Here is a 19,948-nt window from a genome sequence, read left to right as displayed (position 1 = left end):
TTCCCAAATCAGGAACGCCTATACACACCGGTTCTTTTTAAACAACGGTTTTATCTCCCACCGCCTGAGACTGCTGAAGAAATAGTAATAAACCACAAAAGCAATGGTGGTCAGGCTCCAGGTCAGGGGATAACAGAAGGCTGCCCCGATAATCGTGTGGTACTTCGGAAGCACGAACATGATCCAGAGCACCCTTACCGCGCACACGCCGATACCGGTAAGGACCAGCGGGACCCAGGCATCCCCCACGCCCCTGAGGGTCCCGGAGAGGATTTCAATGGCAATATACGTGATGAAGGTGGGGACCATGAAATGCAGCAGGTCCATACTGATGGCCTGCACCTGCTGGTCCGTGGTAAACAATTCCACCAGAAGATAGCCTCCGTTATATAAAAGGACTCCCACGGACGCGGTAAGCACCACGCCGATCATCATGCATGCGCCGGCCCCCTTGCGCACCCGGTCCATGCGCCCGGCGCCATAGTTCTGGCCCACAAAGGTGGTGACCGATATGCCCAGGGCATTGATCATCATCCAATACAGGCCGTCCACTTTGCCGTAAGTGGCCCAGGCCGTTACATTGTCCGTGCCAAGGGTGTTCACCCCGGCCTGGATGATGACATTGGAAATATTGTACATGACGGACTGCATGCCGGCCGGTATGCCGATGCGCACAATGCGCTGAAGCATCCTGCGGTCAATACGGACCTTGTTCCATTCAAGCTTATACATGTCATCGGTCTTCATCAGGGCGCGCACCACCAGGATGGCGCTTAACAGCTGGGATGAGATGGTTGCAATGGCAGCGCCCGCCACCCCCATGCCCAGGACCGCTACCAGCAGTATGTCCAGGGCTATATTGGTAAAGCAGCTGGCTATCAGGAAGTACAGGGGCCGCCTGGAATCCCCCACCGCACGCAGGATCCCGGCTCCCATGTTATAAATCAGGTTCACAATGATGCCCAGGAAATAAATCCTTATGTAGACAACCGAATGCCCCATCACGTCCTCCGGCGTCTTCATGGCTTCCAGGGCCCACGGGGATCCCGCCAGCCCTATGATCATGAAGGCAATGCCGCCGATTATGGAAAATGCAATGGAAGTATGGACGGCCCAATGGACCTTATCCGCTTTCCTGGCGCCGTAAAACTGCGATATGACAACCGTGGCGCCGCTGGACAGCCCCACAAAAAAGCCCACTAGGAGATTGATCAGGGTACTGGTGCTGCCGCCCACCGCGGCCAGGGCCTGTTTTCCCACGAACCGCCCCACCACCATGGCATCCGCCGTATTATAAAGCTGCTGGAAAAACGTCCCGAACAATATGGGGAAAAAGAACAGCAGCAGCTGTCCGAATATGCTCCCTTCCGTAATCCGGTTCTTTTTTACAACTTCTCCCTCCATAACCCAACCTCACCCAATCATATTCTTTATTTCAGATAAAATAGCACCCATCAGTCAAAATACGCTGATGGGCACTACTGTCAATTCTCATCTTATATCATATTTCCATTTTTGTCTACCGGAATTTATTCCGCGGCCTCATCCTTTGCCGCAACCTCGGCAATGGACTTCACCAGCCCCGCAATCCCCTGGATATCCGAAGGGATGATGATCTTGTTGGCCTTACCGTTGGCAGCTGCCTGGAAGGCTTCCAGACTCTTTAACTGGAGCACGGCATTGTCCGCGCCCGCTTCCTTGATATAGCGGATACCGTCAGCTGTTGCCTGCTGCACGGAACGGATGGCTTCTGCCTGGCCTTCCGCCTCCCTGATTTTCTTTTCCTTCTCTGCCTCTGCCGCGAGGATGGCAGCCCTCTTTTCGCCTTCCGCGTTCAGTACCGCGGATTCCTTGTGTCCCTCTGCCACCAGGACCATGGACTTCTTCTCGCCCTCGGCCCTGAGGATGGATTCACGGCGTTCACGCTCTGCCTTCATCTGCTTTTCCATGGCTTCCTGGATGGCCGCGGGCGGGATGATATTCTTAAGCTCCACCCTGGTCACCTTGATGCCCCAGGGATCCGTGGCAATATCCAGGGACTCCTGCATTTTGGCGTTAATGGTTTCCCTGGATGTCAGTGTCTGATCCAGCTCCAGATCACCAATGATATTACGCAGGGTGGTGGCTGTCAGGTTCTCAATGGCCAGCAGCGGGCGTTCCACGCCATAAGCATACATCTTGGGATCCGTTATATAGAAGAATACCACGGTGTCAATCTGCATGGTTACGTTATCCTTGGTAATGACAGGCTGGGGCGGGAAGTCCTCCACCTGTTCCTTCAGGTTCACCTTCTTGGCAACCCGGTCAAAAAACGGGATCAGGAAATGGATTCCCACGCCATATGTGCCCTGATACGCGCCAAGACGTTCCACCACCAGCGCCTGTGCCTGGGGTACGATCCGGATGCACGAGGACAGGATGAACAGGATAATGACAGCGATGATGATAAAAACGAGAAAACCTCCGATTGCACCAAACATATTACTCCTCCTTAAGTTGTTGTCCTTTAGTTTGTTTTATTTTCCACTTTATGTTCCGGCTCAGCAGCCTTTACAATCAGTTTTGCACCGCTGACAGCTGTTATGACCACAACCGTATTGGGTTCAAATACCTCTCCTTCCCCGGCCGCCCTTGCAAGCCAGGTCTCGCCAGCCAATATGGCTGATCCGGTACCGGCCTCGTTATTAATCCGTTCCTTCACAACTGCCTTGCGGCCGGCAAAACTGTCCACATTGGTATCTGTCTTTTTCCTGTGAAGATACCTGGTTGTAAACGGACGCACCATCATGAACAGTACGAATGAAACAATTACAAACACCGCAAGCTGGGGCCTTAAAGGCGCTCCGCAGACCTGCACCACCAGGGCGGCCAGCGCCCCTCCTGCAAACCAGATGCTGGTAAGGGATGCAGTCATGCCCTCCACTACCAGAAATACAACAAATGCTATAAGCCACGCAACAGACATATGAATCCCCCTTCTTAGAGTTTGTTTGCCAACAGGTACAGTGACTCTGGAGAAAATTGGTTATACTGATATTCTATCATAGATACGCCTAAAAGCAATCAAGGGATTGTAAATTTATATTATTCTTAATATAATTGTAAACAGAACAGGAAACCTGTTACAGTTAATTATTATATGTTTTTAATTTAGGGATATACTATGGAAAACAAAAGAAAAGAGGGACATGACCATGAAACGCATCCTCATGCTGGGCACCGGAGGGACCATTGCCTGCAAGCGCACGGAAAACGGCTTAAAGCCGGTCATCACATCGGAGGAAATCCTGTCTTATGTGCCTGACAGCAGGACCTACTGCCAGATTGATACCATCCAGATCCTGAACATTGACAGCACCAACATCCAGCCGTCCCACTGGCTGACCATCGCATCTGCCATTGAAGCCCATTACGACCGGTATGACGGTTTCGTAATCACCCACGGCACGGACACCATGGCCTATACCGCAGCCGCCCTGTCCTACCTGATCCAGCATTCCAGGAAGCCCATTGTGATTACCGGCTCCCAAAGACCCATTGATATGGAGAACACGGACGCCCGGACCAATCTGGCCGACAGCCTGCGCTTTGCCTCCGACCCCAGGGCCCATGATGTGAATATCGTGTTTGACGGAAAAGTCATTGCCGGCACCAGGGGGAAAAAGGAGCGCACCAAAAGCTATCATGCATTTTCCAGCATCAACTTCCCCAATGTGGCCGTCATCCAGGACGACCATGTCATATTCTATCTGGATGACAAGGACAGGAACACGGAACCGGTCAGGTTCTTCCACGGACTGGATTCCAATGTAGGCCTCATGAAGCTGATTCCTTCCACGGATACGTCCCTTCTGGACTATATGGCCGGGCACTTTGACGCCCTTATCATAGAATCCTTTGGCGTGGGCGGCCTTCCCTCCTATGAGAAGGGCGATTACTACCGTGCCATCGGACACTGGACAGGCCGCGGCAAAACCGTGATTATGACCACCCAGGTCACCAACGAGGGCAGCAATATGTCCGTATACGAGGTGGGGCGGAATATCAAACAGGAATTCGGCCTTCTGGAGGCTTACGACATGACCCTGGAGGCAGTGGTCACCAAAACCATGTGGATTCTTGGACAGACCAGGGATCCGGATGAAATACGAAGGCTGTTCTATGGGACGATCAACCGGGACGTGCTCTGGAACAACGGCCAGCACTGAATGGCCGGCCGGATCCCTGTCATCTGCGCAGCGCTGCGCCGTCCCACTCGTTCAGGACAGTAAACCCGAGGATCATGAATCCCCCGGCGGCCTGAAGGGGCGATACCGGCTCATGGAGCACTGCCACGGATAGGATGACCGCCACCACCGGGTCAATGTAGCTTAATATGGACGCCTCCTGCCCCTTCAGATACCGCAGGGAGGAGAAATACATGCAATAACAGATTCCGGTATGGAATACCCCTACCACCATCAGGTTCACGGCGCCTGTCATGTCAAGTCCAGCCAGATGGGAACCGCCTGTCATGGATATGTACGGCGTCATTACCAATATGGCTGCCAGGAACTGCATAAAGGTCCGGTTCAGGCCGGATACGCGCCGGATGCCCTTGTTTATCAGGACCACGGCCGCGTAGAATACCGCGGCCCCCAGCCCCAGCAGGATCCCAAGCAGGTCATGGCTGCCGCCCCCGCCGCTGACCCCGATGACCATGACCAGACCCAGGGTGGACATGACAAAGCAGGATATCTGCTTTGCTGTCAGCCCTTCCCTGAATAAAACCGTGCTTGCCACTGTCACGATGACCGGTGCGAAATAATAGCTCAGGGTTGCCATGGCTACCGTGGTATACTTATAAGCTTCAAACAACAGGATCCAGTTCACGCTCATGGCTGCCCCTGATACAAACAGCAGGGGCAGCTCTTTTTTCACATCCTGCCATCTGACGGTCTGACGGGTACACAGCTGCCACAGGAACAGGGCCAGGGCAGCAATGACCGCCCGGTACAGCGCCACTTCCCCGGAAGGCAGGCCTATGTTCCTTACAAACACCGCAATGGTGCCAAATGCCGCCATGGAAAATACAATCTCAAATCTTGCCTTCATACAGATTCCCCTTTCATCATATCAGCCCCATGGACCGGATGACATAAAGCCATAAGGTCAGTGTAAAAGCGCTGCCGCAGGTGGTAAGCGCCACGATGCTGGATGTAAGGACACCTTCATGTCCCATGTTCCTGGCCATGACAAAGCAGCTCACCGTGGTTGCGGATCCCAGCATCACCAGGATTGCAACCAGCTGTTCATTGCGGAACCCGGCCATCACAGCCACGGGCAGGAAAACAGCGGTCAGTCCCAGGAGTTTGATGGCTGACGCCCAGAGGGCCGGTCCCATGGCTCTGAGGGCCTTTTCCCAGTCAAAGGACGCGCCCATGGCCATAAGGCCCAGGGGAGTGGCCACGGCCGCCAGGCTTGACACGGTTTTTTCCATGACCGCAGGCTGCGGGATGCCTGTGACGGACCACAGCATGCCGGCCAGGATTCCCAGGATGATCGGGTTGGTGCAGACGCCGCGGACCGTGCGTAAAAGGACCTGTCCGTCCATTTTCCCCTGACCAGGTCTTGTGAAGGACAATATCAGGACCGCCATCGTATTGTAAAGGGGAACGCTCCCTATAATCATAAGCGGGGCCATGCCTGCGTTTCCGTAAATATTCTTAATGAACGCAATCCCCAAAAGGGCTGCGCTGCTGCGGTAGGACGCCTGGATGAATTCCCCCCGAAGCCCCTTATCCTTAAGCATCATGGAGATACATGCCGCCAGGACAATCCCAATCAGGGTAACCCCAAAACAGAACAGCACGAATCTTGTATCCCAGACATGGGAAAAATCAGAATTGGCCAGATCTTCAAACAGCAGGACCGGAAGCGCGGCCTTAAACACGAACTGGTTCATCCGGTCCACAAAAGGGCCGTCCATCAGTCCCGCCTTCCTGAATAATACCCCCAGCACCATCAGTATAAAAATCGGAATTGTTGCATTTAAGCTGAATATCAGGTTTTCCACATCTGTATGCCTCCACTCTTTTGTCCACTATCCCTGTAACAATATACGTTCCTGTTTTATTTGTCAAGACTTTCAAACGCCCCCTGGCCTGGGGCGGAAATATTTCACCTGGCAGTTGACTTTCCTGACATTTTGTGTTTTAATGGAATCAACTTATTAATATTATATTAAAAAGCATATTAATATCTCCACCCAAAGGGGGTTTTAGATGAAAACAGAAGATTCCGTATCAATCAAACAGATTAACACAGAACGGATCCGGGCATTCATGGAGCAGGAGGGTCCGGTCTCAAAAAGCCAGGTGGCCCGGCAGCTGGGGCTCAGTTTCCCCACGGTCACCCGCCTGTTAGAGGAGCTTGGCGCCAGCGGCGAAGTCCTTACCCAGGGCATGGGCACTTCCACCGGCGGGAGGTGCCCATGTCACTACCGGCTGAACCCGGATTACCGCCTCTTTCTTCTGATTCAGGTGGAGGACGGGCACATGCGCTGGAGCCTTAAAAACCTGGATAAAGAAACCGTGGAGCAGGCAGAGGTTTCATTCCAGGGCTTTTCCCTTGAAAAGCTGGACCGCCTTATCCTTGACATTGCAGGAAGGTACGGACAGCTTAAGGCTGCCGCAGTGGGGATTGCCGCCCTGGTCAGCCGGGGCATGGTGGAGGAATCCGGATCCTTCCCATGCCTGCACGGCATTAACCTGACGGAACATTTTAAATCCCTCACCCCCGTTCCCGTGGTATTGGACAATGATATGAACTATCTGACCATGGGCTGCTGGAACAGCTACCGCTTCAGGGCCGATTCCCTCATCACCCTGTACATGGGCAGCTGCGGCATGGGAGGAGGCATGGTGATTGACAACAGGCTTTGGGCCGGTACTTCCGGTTTCTGCGAACCCGCCTTCCTTCCCTTCATGGAACCGTATTGGGAAGAGCTGGGACGCCATCCCAAAACCATGGATGTAACAGAGCTTTATACCAGGCTGATCCAGATTTATACGTTTACCGTCAATCCGGCCATGATTGTCCTGTACTGGCACCCTCTCCTGGAAGGAAAGCTGGACCAGATACGGCGCAGCTGCGCCGCCCTTATGCCGGCCAAGGCCCTGCCGGCCATTGAACTGTCCCGCAGTTACCAGGAGGATTATGAAAACGGACTGTTTGCCGTGGCCCGAAGGCATTCCTGAACCGGGCCAGATCCATACCGTCAACCATTGTTTCACTTAAGGAGGTTCCTATGAGATATCCACATATTGTATTTGATATTGACAACACGCTGATTGATACCACGGCCGCCGTACTCCACAGCCTGCAGAAAGCCCTCAGGGAAGTGACCGGGGAGCACCGGGAGGTGGGGCAGCTGACGCCGGTGCTTGGCATTCCTGGCATGAAGGCCTTTGAGGTCCTTGGCATCCAATCCCCGGAATTAATATTTAAGATTTATCCTTTGTGGGAAAAATATATGAACGCCTATCAGCACACGGCCTATGTTTATGAAGGCATCCTGCCTTTGCTGGAGTATCTAAAGACCCAGGGCCATGGCCTGGGCATCATAACCTCCAAGACCGCCCGCCAATATGAGACCACCTTCATTCCCTTCGGAATTGGGGGATATTTCCAATGTGTGATCACGGCAGATGATACGGTCCATCACAAACCCGGCCCCGAACCCATGAATGCATATTTATGGATGAATGACCTCCTTCCATCCCAGGTGCTCTATGTGGGGGATAGTGTCTATGACATGGAATGCGCCCAATCCGCCGGCACGGACAGCGCCCTGGCCCTGTGGGGCTGCCATAATCCGGACGGCATCCCTTCCACCTTCCGTTTCGTGTCGCCGGGGGACATGGAAAAATGGTTCCGGGACGGATGCCCTGACTAGGATCTGTTCAGCAAAAGTGGACTGGTCAAAATATCATCAACTGGATATTTTGCTCAGTCCACTTTTCCATTATAGTAGGTACCAGTAAACAAAAAGGAGGTATCTGTATTATGGAACGCTTATCAACAAAAAAACTTGTCATGTGTGCCCTCTTTGCCGCCCTGGCCTGTGTGGCCACCATGTCAATCCGCATCCCCACCCCTGCCACGGGCGGTTATATCCATCCCGGCGACGCAGTTGTCATCCTCTGCGGGATCTTCATGGGGCCTGCCGAGGCATTTCTGGCAGCCGGGATCGGTTCCTGCATGGCGGACCTATTGGGAGGGTATTTTATTTATGTACCCATTACATTCATCATAAAAGGACTGGTGGCATTTTCCTGCAGCCATCTTTACCGCAGCGTTACGGCCCAGGGAAAGCACGGTTACCTTGCCGCCGCTGCCTGCGGCGTGATTGACATGGCGCTGGTGGCAGGAGGATATTTCTTCTGCGAAATATTCCTCTACGGATTAGGAGCAGCCCTGGCCAGCGTTCCTTCCAACCTGGTCCAGGGCGCTGGCGGGCTGATCATCGCATGCGCTCTTTATCCGGTGCTTCGCCGGCCCCTTGAAACAGCCATGGCTGCCTAAGGAGCAGGCAGGCAGCAATCCCTGCATCGGCTGCAATTCCTGCATCTTACCAGCGGACGGCGGCGGGACGGATTCATGCCATACCATCCGTCCCGCCGCACACAGCCGCATATTCAGAGGGTTGTCTCCCTCCATTTAACAATATTCTTAAAAACCACATCGCCTTCACGCTTCTTACCGTCCAGCACATCCACCAGCTCTTCCATGGCCCTGACCCCTTCCTGATAAGCAGGGGTGATGATTGCCGATATGGCGGGCGTGGTCATCCTGGTCCAGCCCTCCACGTCAAAGCCCACCAGGCCCAAGGTGTCCGGGAACAGGCCCATATAGTCCGGATAATTGCGGATTGCCTGGTATACCACCTGAAGCTGGCCCGGACTGGCCACGTAAATCAGGGTCTTTCTGCTTAAATCCACCTTTTCCTTCAGCATCCCATATACCTGGGCCGACTTGACCCCATCCTGCAGATACTGGGTGCCGCCGTCCCTGCACGCATCCTGAAGGGCGTCTTTATATCCCTGGGTGTTCTCAAAGCCCACGCTGATTGCCGCCTCCCCATCGGATATCATCAGGAAATCCTCATATCCTTTTTTTATGCACTCGGTAATGACCTGGTAGACGCAGTCATAATTATTGCTTTTTACATATCTTCCCTTAAAATCATAGGGTTTTGCATCCAGGTAGACAATGGGTTTTTTCTTTTTCTCCAAATCGCCTGCCAGCATGCCGAACCGGTAAGTGGACTGGATGATGAAGCCTTCCGCGCCCAGCTTTAACATACGCTCCACATAATCCTTTTCCTGTTGGAAGGCAAGGCCGCTGTTCCCCATCATGATCTGATATCCCTGGGCGCTGGCCGCGTCCTCGATTCCCTTTAAGGCCCTGGCGCAGTAGGCGTCCGAACTGTCCCCAAGAATCACGCCTATGAGCCCGCTGCTCTTGGCCTTCATGGCCCTGGCCGCTGCGTTGGGTTCATATCCTGTCTCATTAATGATATGCTGTATCCTCTGTTTTGTCTCTTCGGACATCTTGTTGGTCTTGCCATTCAGATAGAAGGATACCGTTGTCTTGGATACGCCCGCCCGTTCAGCAATCTCATTAATTGTCAGTTTCTTCATACAAACCTCCACCACCCAGATCAAAGGATTTATAACTTTTATAACTATACCATTAATTTCTCAATCGGTAAAGTGTGGTATTCCCATTCCTGCAGTGAAGGGCCGCTGCCTTTGCATATATAGGAATCCCATTACAGAGATACATTTTACCGCCTTTAAAGGTCTCCTGGTTCCATATGAGGAACACCCAGGATTCAGAGGGTGATATGGCAAACGTCCTTGATACCACCTCTGTTTCAGTTACCGGCTGCGGCCTGCCATACTGATACACGGGCGCGCTGCCCATCGCCACATCCCCTCCGGCCAGGCAGGTCCAGTCCGTATGCCGGTCCGTGAACCGGTTTTCCTTTACCAGGCAGGAACTGGGCAGGAGCTGGTTATATGTTTCGGATATCATGCACGGCTCCTCCATGAAACCGGTTTGTCCCAGAAGGTTCAGGCTGATGTTCCCGGAACAAAGGGTCCATCCTCCTTCCATGCCCTGCGTCCCCTGCACGGCCTTTACACGGGGGTCCATATGGTAATACTCCTGCACCACATGTCTGCCCCTGCACCCGATGTCGTTTACAATCAGCCAGATTCCAGGGTCGGCCATGAGGACGCGGCGGATGACAAGGCAATCCTGCCCTGATGACAGCGTGCCATGATATGCCATCTCGCAGTACTGCACCGGCCCCTGTTCCCTGTAATATGTTTTCAGGCATTCCCCATATGAATCATACCCCCAGGAGCCATTGGGGATTCCTTGGGACTCGCCGTCAACCACACATACATTATGGGCCTGGGCGCTTTTTAAGGCAGGGCGCAGAGGTTCTTCTTCCATATAAGAGTATCTTCCGCTGTCCACCAGGAACGGCCTGCCCTTATAGTACAGGGAAATGTGGGTCAGGTCCGCATGTCCATGACCGCTGCCCAGGGGACCGCATGTAAGATAGGTAAAATGGCTGTCCTCAGACCAGCTGTTCCTCACATAGACATTTCCCGTATCCTCGGCGTGCAGGTTCTTAAACTCCGGCCTCCGGGGCTTCTGCCGCCCATATCTGCAGATTCCATTCCGCCCCAAAAGCCAGGCGCTGTCCAGGTCCATGGACTCAAATCCTGCAAACCGGAACCGCCCGTCCCCTGTCAATACAGCTGCTTTTGTCAGCACATCCCTCACATCCGTTATATCGCTGTCGCACTGGGCAATCTGGCAATGGTCCGGTCCGGCCGCATACATCGCATACCGGCTCATATCCGCTGTTTTTTCCAGCAGCCACGTCCTGTCTTTTGGCACATCCCCGTTCCAATAAGCCAGAAGTTTCATGCAGGACAGAAGCACTTCCATATGGTACATCATGGACTGCTCCCAATGGGAACCATCCGGCAGGACCTGAAGCGCCAGCTGGTTTTCAAGCTCGTTCCACGCCCACTCCATCAGCCCGTCCCCTGGCAGGTATTCCCCGAACCACAAAAAGCCGTGGCAGATGGCTGCGGTCTGGAGCAGTCCCCAGTTGCTGAGGGTGTATTTCCCTATATATCCATTCCTCATATAGGAAAACTGGCTCCTCATGCTGTCCAGTATCCTCTCCGCCTCCTGCTGCCCCATAAGCCCTTCCCCTATGAGATGGATCAGAAGGAACTGCCAGCTCATGCACCGGATTCCCGTGTCAATGGAACGGGTGGTCACGGTGCCCTCGGGAAGGATTGGATTGGATGTGATCCAGTGTTCCATATACCACTCCAGCTTTTCTATATATGCCTGTTTTCCTGTGAGGCGGTATGCCAGCAGAAGTTTGTGAAGGTATTCATGGCGGTTCAGCATGAATATCCATTCCGGGTCCTGGTTGGGGCTGTAATCCCAAATCATTTCCTTCAGTGTATATGGAACGGCGCATGGTTCCATATCCCACCTGTCCTCAAAGGTAAAGGTCTGTCCCATCAGGCGGTCCGCCTGGGCGATTACCTGTCCTGCCTCCAAAGGACACTGCCGGCGCATGTATTCCGTCACAAAGGCAGGGTCATATTGTTGCATATATCCGCGGGTCCGCTCCTTAAGGGCGGTAAATCGGTCCTGTTTCATTGTCGTCCTCCTATTTTTTATGGTTTGGCATGAACTGTGACCGGACGGCTTAGGCCGGACAGCTTAGACCGGACGTCTTAGGCCGGACAACTGCCGGATGCCGCCGTCCGGCTGTCAGATAGGAACAAACCCCCGGTCAGATCAAACTGCCGGGGGTTTTGCTCATGGGGCGTGTCTGAAAATCCATTCCCGCCATCTGCCTTTTGGCATTGCCGCATCATGCAATGATGTGCAGCAGTGAAAGCACCACGCCAATCACAATGGTTAAGATAACCAGCTTGTAGGTAGTCCACTTCTTTACCTTAATCAGGTAGAATATCAGTCCTGTGAACAGCACAGGCAGCAGCCTTGGGGCAATTGCGTCAATCATTTCCTGGATTGCCACTACTTTCTGCTGGTCGCCGGGCATGCTGGCCACATATTGTATGGGGGTTGCGATCTTCACAAAATTCACAGCCAGGCCGGATATGACGGTTACGCCAATCATGCTGGCCACATTGGATATCTGTTCCATCTTGCTGCTGAGGGTTGCGATGATGTTGGTTCCCAGCTTGTATCCCCACATGCCTGTAAGCACCTTGGCCGCCAGAAGGATTACGTTCATGGCCACAAAGAACAGGATGGGTCCCATGATCAGGCCGTCCATGGCCAGGGATGCGCCGATGGTTGCAAACAGGGGCGCCAGGCAGAACTGGGCCAGGGAATCGCCGATTCCGGCCAGGGGCCCCATAAGGGCCATCTTGATGTTGCGGATTTCACTGGATGGGGTCCTGTTCTCCAGCATCACCAGGTGCAGGCTTGTTATGAACGGAAGGAAATGGATGTTGGTGTTGAAGAACTCAATGTTTTCCTTTAATGCCTCCTGGAGCTTGTCATCATCGTCCTTATACATCTTGCGAAGGGAGGGATACAGCACATTGGCATATCCAAGGCCCTGGTAATTGCCGTAGTTAAAACCGTTCTGCAGGAAATACGCCCGCAGGGATGTTTTTAAATAATCTTTTTTCTCCAACTGATTAGATGCCATCTTCAAATTCAACCTCCACTTCTTCTACAGTTTCGCCTGCGCCTTTGCCTGCGTGAAAGAATACAAGTAATGCGATTGCGGTGCCAATCACTGCAACGCCCATGACCGGAAGGTTCAGGTAGGCGATAGCAATATAACCCAGCAGCACGAATGGTATCAGTTCCTTTTTAGCCATTACATTGAGGATCATGGCAAAACCGATGGCAGGAAGCATTTTCCCCGCCACGCCCAAACCGTCGCTGAGCCAGGCCGGAATCAGGGAAATGATTTTTGAAAGGCCTTCGGAGCTGAATGCGCCTCCGAACCCAATGATGAAACCAACGGCCGCGAATATGCACACCGTTGCATTGGCCGCAATGCGGAAGCCCCTGAAATCCTTTTTGTCCAGCGCCTTGTAGGCAAAGCCGGTCAGTGTGGTGGCAAATGTATAGGTGGCCGTAATCACAAACTGGAACGCCACTGCAAACGGAAATGAAAGGGCCAGGGCAGAGCCCACATCGATGCCTGAGTCCTTCATGGTAATGGCGATGATGGTTCCCACAATGCCGGGCCCCATTGGGTTAGGCGGCACGGAACCGCCCTGGGACACGCCAAAGCCCATGAATGCCAGTTCCCCCACAGCTCCCATGGCAAGCCCGGTGGGCAGGTCCCCCAGTATCAGGCCCACGCCCGCCGCCATCACAAGGCACCTGTTGGTGTAGATGCCAAACAGCATACCTGCAAGACAGAACGCTGTCCATAAACCGATAAGCAAACATTGAAACATACTGATTGTCACGATGATTCCCTCCTTTATACTCCCTTTTTATTATAAGTATTTATTTAAATCCACTTTTGCGGCAACCTCATCGCCGGACGCAGTGGTTTTCGTATTAAACGTGATTCCATATTTATCCCGCATTTCCCTGAGGGCCGCCTTGTCCTCCTCTCCCAGGGCAATGTATTTGCTTATGTCTTCCTTGCCCGGGGCATGGTGGATATTGCCCACGTTGATTTCCTTCACGGGAACGCCTCCCGCCACCAGCTTAAGGGCATCTTCTGTTGTCTTGCACACAATGAAGATGGTCTGCCTGGGGGATGCCTTCATGATTACATCACAGGTGTGCTGGATGGAAAAGAAGCGCATGGCAATGGTCTTTGGAACCACGGCCTTCATCAGGGTCTGCTGCATGGCGTCCTCACTGGCCGAGTCATTGGCCACAATCACCGTGTTGACCCCCAGGGCCTTAATCCAGAGCTGTCCCTGTCCGTGGATCAGCCTTTCGTCAATTCTGAATGCTACGATATTCGGTACTGGCATTATGTTTTCCTCCTTGTATGCTTACCAATATAAGTTCCAGTCTTTATAAAAACGCATCAGCGCTTCCATATAATAATAGTCTCCCCATATATTCCCCTCGTCCACGCCTTTGCCTGAATGCCAGGAGTACACGCCGTGGAGAAGCACCGGCGCGCCTTCCTTTATATCCGGGTTGGCGTACCCCTCCATCAGGGAGCGGAGGATGCGGTGCATGGCGTATTGATAGGTCTCCTTGTCCGGGTGCACCTCAGGAAGGTACTTAAGCATCTCGTGGATGCCGCACACGGCCACGGCTGCTGCGGATGAATCCCTGGGCTGGCAGTCACCATCCGTGAATATCAGGTCCCAGTAGCACACATCGTCCTCAGGCAGACGGTTTAAGAAGTAGTTGGTCATGCCCTCAAACAGGTTAAAGGCGCTGTCATCCCTTGTATACCTGTAATTCAGGGGGATTCCGTATACCCCCCAGGCCTGGCCCCTGGCCCAGGCCGAATCATCGCTGTATCCCTGCCTGGTAACGCCCTTTATGGGTTTTCCTGTTTCCGGGTCAAAATAAAACGTATGGTAGGCAGAGGCGTCCTGGCGGATTACATGATTGCATGCGGTTTCATAATGGCGTACAGCCGCATCTTTATATGTATGGTCCCCTGTCACCTTTGCGGCCCAGTACAGCAGCGGGATATTTAACAGGCAGTCAATGATCAGCCGGTAATTGTCCCTGGCCCCCAGTTCTCCCCATGCCTGGATGAATCCCCCTTTTTCCTGGAAACGCTCCATCAGTTTATCCGCTGCCAGGAGGCCTGCCTTCCTGGCGTCCTTGGAGCCGGTCAGTTTATACCCTGCCACACAGGAAAGGCAGTAAAGGAATCCCAGGTCGTGGTGGTCCAGTTCAATGCGTTTTTCTACCCGGTTCAGGAACGAGGAAACATTCTGTTGCGCCAGCTGCCTGAATTCCTGGTCCCCTGTGTACTCGTAACACAGCCACAAAAGCCCGGTCCAGAAGCCGTCGGTCCACTCGATGTTTTCAATGATGCCGTATGTCTGGTCCTTGGCCGCTGAGGACGGGAACTTTGTCCCAAAGTACTTCATATTGCAGCGCACCTGCCTTACCACATCCTCAATGGCAGACTCCACTTCCCTCTTGGTGAGCAGGCTGCCCCCAAGGTAGATGTCCTTTTTCCTGATTGGTTCCACATGTATTTTTTTTATCATGTCTCCCTTACCTCGTCCTTTTATTATCATACCACATCCGTCTACAGTCCGTCTTCAAACTCCGGCCCTTCCTCCTCACTGCCCAGGCCGTCCAGGTCCTTAATCCCTTCCCTGCCTGCTGTGAGCACTGCCGCCGCCAGCCCATCAAGCCCGTACATGGGTCTGGAAAATACGGCTTCCACCAGGGATGCCATGTTCACGCCTGCCATGACCTTTATCCGCCTGTCCGTACACTCCTGCTTCAGGGCCGCCGCAACGTTGAAAGGCGTCCCGCCCACCAGGTCGGCCAGAATCAGGACCTCCTCCCCCTCAAGGGATTCCATTGCCAGTTTCATGGCCTCTTTTAAATCAGATGAACTGCATCCCTCCTTAAAGTCCACCCCGGCCGTGTTCTCCGGCTTTCCCGCCACCAAGGCGATGGCGCTTAATATCCCTGTGGGGAAGTGTCCATGGCCCGTTACAATGATTCCTGTCATCTGTTTACTCCCTTCTTAATCAGTTTACTTCATTTTTACTTGTTTTCTTCCATTTTGTCCGTATTTTCTCGTCTTTTGGTAAACCGGTTTACTCATGATTGAAGTATAGTATTATTTACCATGGTTGTCAATATTAATTTTATATGCCCTATATTTTTCTGATATATTGCATAATTTATTTATTATTTTTTGTGCATATATTACATCTATTTCTCCAATAATTAGGTTTTTTTACCTTTTATCTCCTTCTTATCAAATCGTAGGTTTTTAGTAAACCATTTAAGGTTATATCTCAAATCACCGCATTGGTTTACATCTTTTGTTTACATCCTTGGTTTATATTCCTGGTTTATATTCTTGGTTTATCCCACAATCCGATTCCCAAAGCCGGACCTATCCTACTGCACAAAAAAAGCAGGAGCATTGTCCCCGGCCCATGATTCCTGCCATTGACATGCTCCTGCTTTCTGAACAGCGCAGCTGACGGAAAGCAATTTTCAGACGCACCCTAATCCAGCTCCAGCCCTCCTGTGTACAGCTGATAGTAAATCCCCTTTTCCTTTATCAGGCTTTCATGATCCCCGCGCTCCACGATATTGCCGTGGTCCAGTACCATGATGGCATCGGAGTTGCGGATGGTGGAAAGCCGGTGGGCAATGACAAACACGGTCCTTCCCTTCATCAGTTCATCCATCCCGCCCTGCACCAGGGCCTCGGTCCTGGTATCTATGCTGGATGTGGCTTCATCCAGGATCAGCACCGGCGGGTCCGCAATGGCTGCCCGCGCAATGGCCAGAAGCTGGCGCTGGCCCTGTGACAGCTCTTCCCCATCCCCTGTAAGCATGGTGCCGTAGCCCTGGGGCAGCATACGTATGAACTGGTCCGCATTGGCCAGTCTCGCGGCCCCGTACACCTCCTCGTCCGTGGCGTCCAGCCTGCCATACCGGATATTCTCCATGATGGTCCCTGTGAACAGATGGGTGTCCTGAAGGACAATCCCCAGGGAGCGGCGCAGGTCTTCCTTGCGGATTTCACCTATGTCAATCCCGTCATAGGTAATGGAGCCCTTCTGTATGTCATAAAACCGGTTAATCAGGTTGGTGATGGTGGTCTTGCCCGCGCCCGTGGCCCCCACAAAGGCCAGCTTCTGCCCCGGCTTGGCATAAAGGCTTATATTGTGAAGCACCATGTGCCTGGGGTCATATCCAAAATCCATGTCCGCGAACCGGACGTCCCCGCACAGTTTTGTATAGGTGTACGTGCCGTCGCTGTTGGGATATTTCCATGCCCAGGTATTGGTCCTCTCCGCCGCCTCAGTTATGGTTCCCTTTCCATCCACCCGCGCATTGACCAGGGTCACGGACCCTTCATCCGGCTCCGGCTCCTCATCCATCATATTGAAAATCCGTTCCGCCCCGGCCAGCGCCATGATGATGGAATTGGACTGCTGGGATATCTGGGCAAAGGGTTGGTTAAAGCTTTTGGTGAACTGCAGGTAGGACGCGATCTGGCCCAGGGTCAGGCTGGCCAGGCCGCACAGGGAGAGCATGCCTCCCGTAATGGCGGTCAGCACGAACTGCAGGTTCCCTATGTTGGTAATGACAGGCATGATCACATTGGCGTATTTGTTGGCATTGAACGCGCTCTGACGCAGCTTGTTGTTCAGCGCGTCGAATTCTTCCATGGTCTCGGCCTCGTGGTTAAATACCTTGATTACCTTCTGTCCCCCCAGGCGCTCCTCAATATACCCGGTCACACGGCCGATTGCCAGCTGCTGGGCCACAAAGTATTTGCCGCACCGTCCTGCCAGCGTCCTGCTGATGAACAGCATAAGCAGGACCATGGCCGCTGCCAGGACGGACAGCGGGATACTGATGCTTATCATCACCGCAGATATTGCCAGGATGGTTATGAGGGATGAAAATGCCATGGGCAGGGCCTGATTGATCATCTGCCTCAGGGTATCGATGTCATTGGTATAGCGGCTCATAAGCTCCCCGTGGGGATGCTGGTCAAAGTAACGGATGGGAAGCGTCTGCATGTGCTCAAACATCTCGTCGCGCACCCGCTTCTGGACGCCCTGGCCAATGTTGACCATCAGGCGGTTGTAGATATAGGTACAGATGACACCTGCCACGTAAAAAGCGGCCAGCCCGGCCATGGCCTGGTTAAGGGCCGTGAAGTCAGGGCCCTGCTGCCCCATAAGAGGGGTGATGAAATCATCAATCAGCACCATAAGGAACAGCGGGCCTGCCACATTAGCCAGGGCGCTTATGATTATGGCCACAAGGACACAGGCAAACTGTAACTTGTACGTACTGGCCACATATCCCATCAGCCGCCTGGCCGTCCTTGCGTAATGGCGGTTCACCTTGTCTCCCATCTTCCTGTCATTCATCATTCTTCCTTATCTCCCTTCTTCTGGGATTCATATACTTCCCTGTATATTTTATTCCTTGCCAGAAGCTCATCCGGCGTCCCAAAGTCATTGACCGTGCCATGATCCAGCACAATCACCTTATCCGCATCCTCCACCGAGGAAATGCGCTGGGCAATGATCAGCTTGGTGGTGTCCGGTATCTCCTCCCTCAGGGCCTTGCGGATCAGGGCGTCGGTCTTGGTATCAACCGCGCTGGTGGAATCATCCAGTATCAGTATCCTGGGTTTTTTAAGCAGCGCCCTTGCAATGCACAGCCTCTGCTTCTGTCCCCCCGACACATTGGTGCCGCCCTGGTCCAGGAAAGTGTCATACTGGTCAGGGAACTGCCTTATGAACTCATCTGCCTGGGACAGCCTGCACGCGTGGATGATTTCCTCCTCCGATGCATTGGGGCTGCCCCATTTCAGGTTGTCGCGGATGGTCCCGGTAAACAGGACATTTTTCTGAAGCACCATTGCCACCTGGTCCCTCAGGCTTTTCAGGTCATATTGGCGCACATCCCGTCCGCCCACCTTAAGGCATCCCGCCGTCACATCATAAAGCCTTGGGATCAGCTGCACAAAGGTGGTTTTTGAACTTCCGGTGCCGCCCAGGATTCCTATGGTTTCCCCTGGCTTTATGTGGATATCCACATCCTTTAAGGCCAGCTTTTCCCCGTCCCCTATGTAGCTGAAGTCCACATGATAAAAGTCAATGCTTCCGTCCTTTACCTCACGGATCGGATGTTCAGGGTCAGCCAGGCTGCTCTTTTCCTCCAGCACCTCCACGATACGCTCCGCGGAGGAACGCGCCATGATGACCATGACAAATACCATGGAAAGCATCATAAGGCTGGATAATATCTGGACCGCATAGATAATCATGCTGGTCAGCTCACCTGTGGACATGCTTCCTCCCACAATCAGACGGGCCCCCAGGCCTGACACCAGCAGGATGCAGTTGTACATGCAGAACTGCATCAGCGGACTGTTCCAGGCCACTATTTTTTCCGCGTATTTGAACTGGTAAAATACATCCTCCGATATCTGGTGGAATTTTTGGATTTCAAAGGGCTCCCTTACATAAGCCTTGACCACACGGATCCCGTTCAGGTTTTCCTGGACCACACGGTTAAGTACGTCGTACCGTTTAAACACAGCCTCAAAGTAGGGATGGGCCTTAATCACAATGAAAAAAAGCCCTGACCCGAGGATGGGAAGTATGATAAAAAAAATCGTGGACAGATCCCTGCTGATTCCCAGCGCCATGACCAGAGCGAACACCAGCATGATAGGTCCACGGATTGCAATCCGGATGACCATCTGATATGCGTTCTGTACATTGGTCACATCCGTGGTCAGCCTGGTCACCAGGCTGGAAGACGAAAAACGGTCAATGTTGGCAAAGGAAAAATCCTGTATGTGGTGAAACATATCCATTCTCAGGTTCCCCGCCATGCCCGCGGATGCTTTGGCCGCATTGGTTCCTGCCATGATTCCGAAAAACAGGGCCAGCATGGACATGAGGATGAGGACAGCCCCCACTTTCAGGATATAGTTTATGCTGCCTCCATTGATTCCCTTGTCTATGATGAGGGCCATGACCCCCGGCACCAGCACCTCCATCAGTACTTCCAGGACCACAAATACAGGGCACCACAGGGATGCCTTTTTATATTCCCGGACAGAGGATAACAAGGTCCGGATTGTTTTTTGATGTTGTCCTTTCACAGATAAAACCTCCTTTTATTGTAAATTTTTACCAATTTT

18 protein-coding genes are annotated in these 19,948 nt (G+C 52.9%); 4 read left to right on the top strand and 14 right to left on the bottom strand.

The genetic code is table 11. The features are described from left to right. Window positions 1–18 precede the first annotated feature (18 nt). The 3 genes from DWX59_RS11670 to DWX59_RS11660 form a co-directional block, all read right to left on the bottom strand. Window positions 19–1,404, bottom strand: a complete 1,386-nt coding sequence (locus tag DWX59_RS11670; protein WP_117559210.1) for an MATE family efflux transporter — start codon at window positions 1,402–1,404, stop codon at window positions 19–21. Window positions 1,405–1,529: 125 nt separating this feature from the next. Next, the gene (locus DWX59_RS11665) at window positions 1,530–2,480 is read right to left on the bottom strand and encodes an SPFH domain-containing protein (RefSeq protein ID WP_117559208.1); all 951 of its coding nucleotides are present in this window, start codon (window positions 2,478–2,480) and stop codon (window positions 1,530–1,532) included. A gap of 26 nt (window positions 2,481–2,506) precedes the next feature. After that, complete coding sequence (locus tag DWX59_RS11660) at window positions 2,507–2,965, bottom strand: NfeD family protein (protein WP_117559206.1); 459 nt, start codon at window positions 2,963–2,965, stop codon at window positions 2,507–2,509. Between the two features lie 229 nt (window positions 2,966–3,194). On the opposite strand from DWX59_RS11660, the gene DWX59_RS11655 reads away from it, so the two are divergent. Continuing rightward, window positions 3,195–4,208, top strand: coding sequence for an asparaginase (locus DWX59_RS11655; RefSeq protein WP_117559204.1), 1,014 nt, complete (start codon window positions 3,195–3,197; stop codon window positions 4,206–4,208). A 19-nt stretch (window positions 4,209–4,227) separates the two neighbouring features. Here the strand turns inward: DWX59_RS11655 and DWX59_RS11650 are convergent, their stop codons facing one another. Both DWX59_RS11650 and DWX59_RS11645 read right to left on the bottom strand, forming a co-directional pair. Continuing rightward, window positions 4,228–5,094, bottom strand: coding sequence for a DMT family transporter (locus DWX59_RS11650; RefSeq protein ID WP_117559202.1), 867 nt, complete (start codon window positions 5,092–5,094; stop codon window positions 4,228–4,230). 16 nt (window positions 5,095–5,110) lie between these two features. Beyond that, window positions 5,111–6,055 carry an AEC family transporter gene (locus DWX59_RS11645; RefSeq protein WP_117559200.1) on the bottom strand — a complete coding sequence of 315 codons (945 nt, stop codon included), beginning with the start codon at window positions 6,053–6,055 and terminating at the stop codon, window positions 5,111–5,113. 208 nt (window positions 6,056–6,263) lie between these two features. On the opposite strand from DWX59_RS11645, the gene DWX59_RS11640 reads away from it, so the two are divergent. The 3 genes from DWX59_RS11640 to DWX59_RS11630 all read left to right on the top strand — a co-directional run bounded on the left by DWX59_RS11640 (window position 6,264) and on the right by DWX59_RS11630 (window position 8,565). After that, window positions 6,264–7,238, top strand: coding sequence for an ROK family protein (locus DWX59_RS11640; RefSeq protein WP_117559198.1), 975 nt, complete (start codon window positions 6,264–6,266; stop codon window positions 7,236–7,238). Window positions 7,239–7,288: 50 nt separating this feature from the next. Next, window positions 7,289–7,936, top strand: a complete 648-nt coding sequence (locus DWX59_RS11635; protein ID WP_117559196.1) for an HAD family hydrolase — start codon at window positions 7,289–7,291, stop codon at window positions 7,934–7,936. A 110-nt stretch (window positions 7,937–8,046) separates the two neighbouring features. Beyond that, the gene (locus DWX59_RS11630) at window positions 8,047–8,565 is read left to right on the top strand and encodes an ECF transporter S component (protein WP_117559194.1); all 519 of its coding nucleotides are present in this window, start codon (window positions 8,047–8,049) and stop codon (window positions 8,563–8,565) included. 113 nt (window positions 8,566–8,678) lie between these two features. Here the strand turns inward: DWX59_RS11630 and DWX59_RS11625 are convergent, their stop codons facing one another. From DWX59_RS11625 to DWX59_RS11585, 9 genes are all read right to left on the bottom strand, one after another. After that, a complete protein-coding gene (locus DWX59_RS11625; protein ID WP_117559192.1) occupies window positions 8,679–9,683 on the bottom strand; it encodes a LacI family DNA-binding transcriptional regulator in 1,005 nt (334 codons plus the stop codon). Window positions 9,684–9,735: 52 nt separating this feature from the next. Next, a complete protein-coding gene (locus DWX59_RS11620) occupies window positions 9,736–11,745 on the bottom strand; it encodes a heparinase II/III family protein (RefSeq protein WP_117559190.1) in 2,010 nt (669 codons plus the stop codon). A gap of 217 nt (window positions 11,746–11,962) precedes the next feature. Further along, window positions 11,963–12,772: a PTS system mannose/fructose/sorbose family transporter subunit IID gene (locus DWX59_RS11615; protein WP_117559188.1), complete on the bottom strand. Its 810-nt coding sequence runs from the start codon at window positions 12,770–12,772 to the stop codon at window positions 11,963–11,965. After that, window positions 12,762–13,550, bottom strand: a complete 789-nt coding sequence (locus DWX59_RS11610) for a PTS mannose/fructose/sorbose/N-acetylgalactosamine transporter subunit IIC (RefSeq protein ID WP_117559186.1) — start codon at window positions 13,548–13,550, stop codon at window positions 12,762–12,764. The genes DWX59_RS11615 and DWX59_RS11610 overlap by 11 nt, the downstream gene beginning before the upstream one ends. 30 nt (window positions 13,551–13,580) lie before the next feature. Then, window positions 13,581–14,072 carry a PTS sugar transporter subunit IIB gene (locus tag DWX59_RS11605; RefSeq protein ID WP_117559184.1) on the bottom strand — a complete coding sequence of 164 codons (492 nt, stop codon included), beginning with the start codon at window positions 14,070–14,072 and terminating at the stop codon, window positions 13,581–13,583. A gap of 21 nt (window positions 14,073–14,093) precedes the next feature. After that, entirely contained in the window at window positions 14,094–15,284 is a 1,191-nt protein-coding gene (locus DWX59_RS11600; protein WP_117559182.1) for a glycoside hydrolase family 88 protein, read from the bottom strand. Window positions 15,285–15,325: 41 nt separating this feature from the next. After that, entirely contained in the window at window positions 15,326–15,760 is a 435-nt protein-coding gene (locus DWX59_RS11595; RefSeq protein ID WP_117559180.1) for a PTS sugar transporter subunit IIA domain-containing protein, read from the bottom strand. Window positions 15,761–16,268: 508 nt separating this feature from the next. After that, window positions 16,269–18,158, bottom strand: coding sequence for an ABC transporter ATP-binding protein (locus DWX59_RS11590; RefSeq protein ID WP_117559318.1), 1,890 nt, complete (start codon window positions 18,156–18,158; stop codon window positions 16,269–16,271). Next, entirely contained in the window at window positions 18,158–19,909 is a 1,752-nt protein-coding gene (locus tag DWX59_RS11585) for an ABC transporter ATP-binding protein (RefSeq protein ID WP_117559178.1), read from the bottom strand. Before DWX59_RS11585 ends, DWX59_RS11590 begins: the two co-directional genes overlap by 1 nt. Window positions 19,910–19,948 lie beyond the last annotated feature (39 nt).

It is taken from the genome of Enterocloster aldenensis (assembly GCF_003434055.1).
Lineage (GTDB): Bacteria > Bacillota > Clostridia > Lachnospirales > Lachnospiraceae > Enterocloster > Enterocloster aldenensis.
This window is presented reverse-complemented; position numbering and strand designations above follow the sequence as displayed.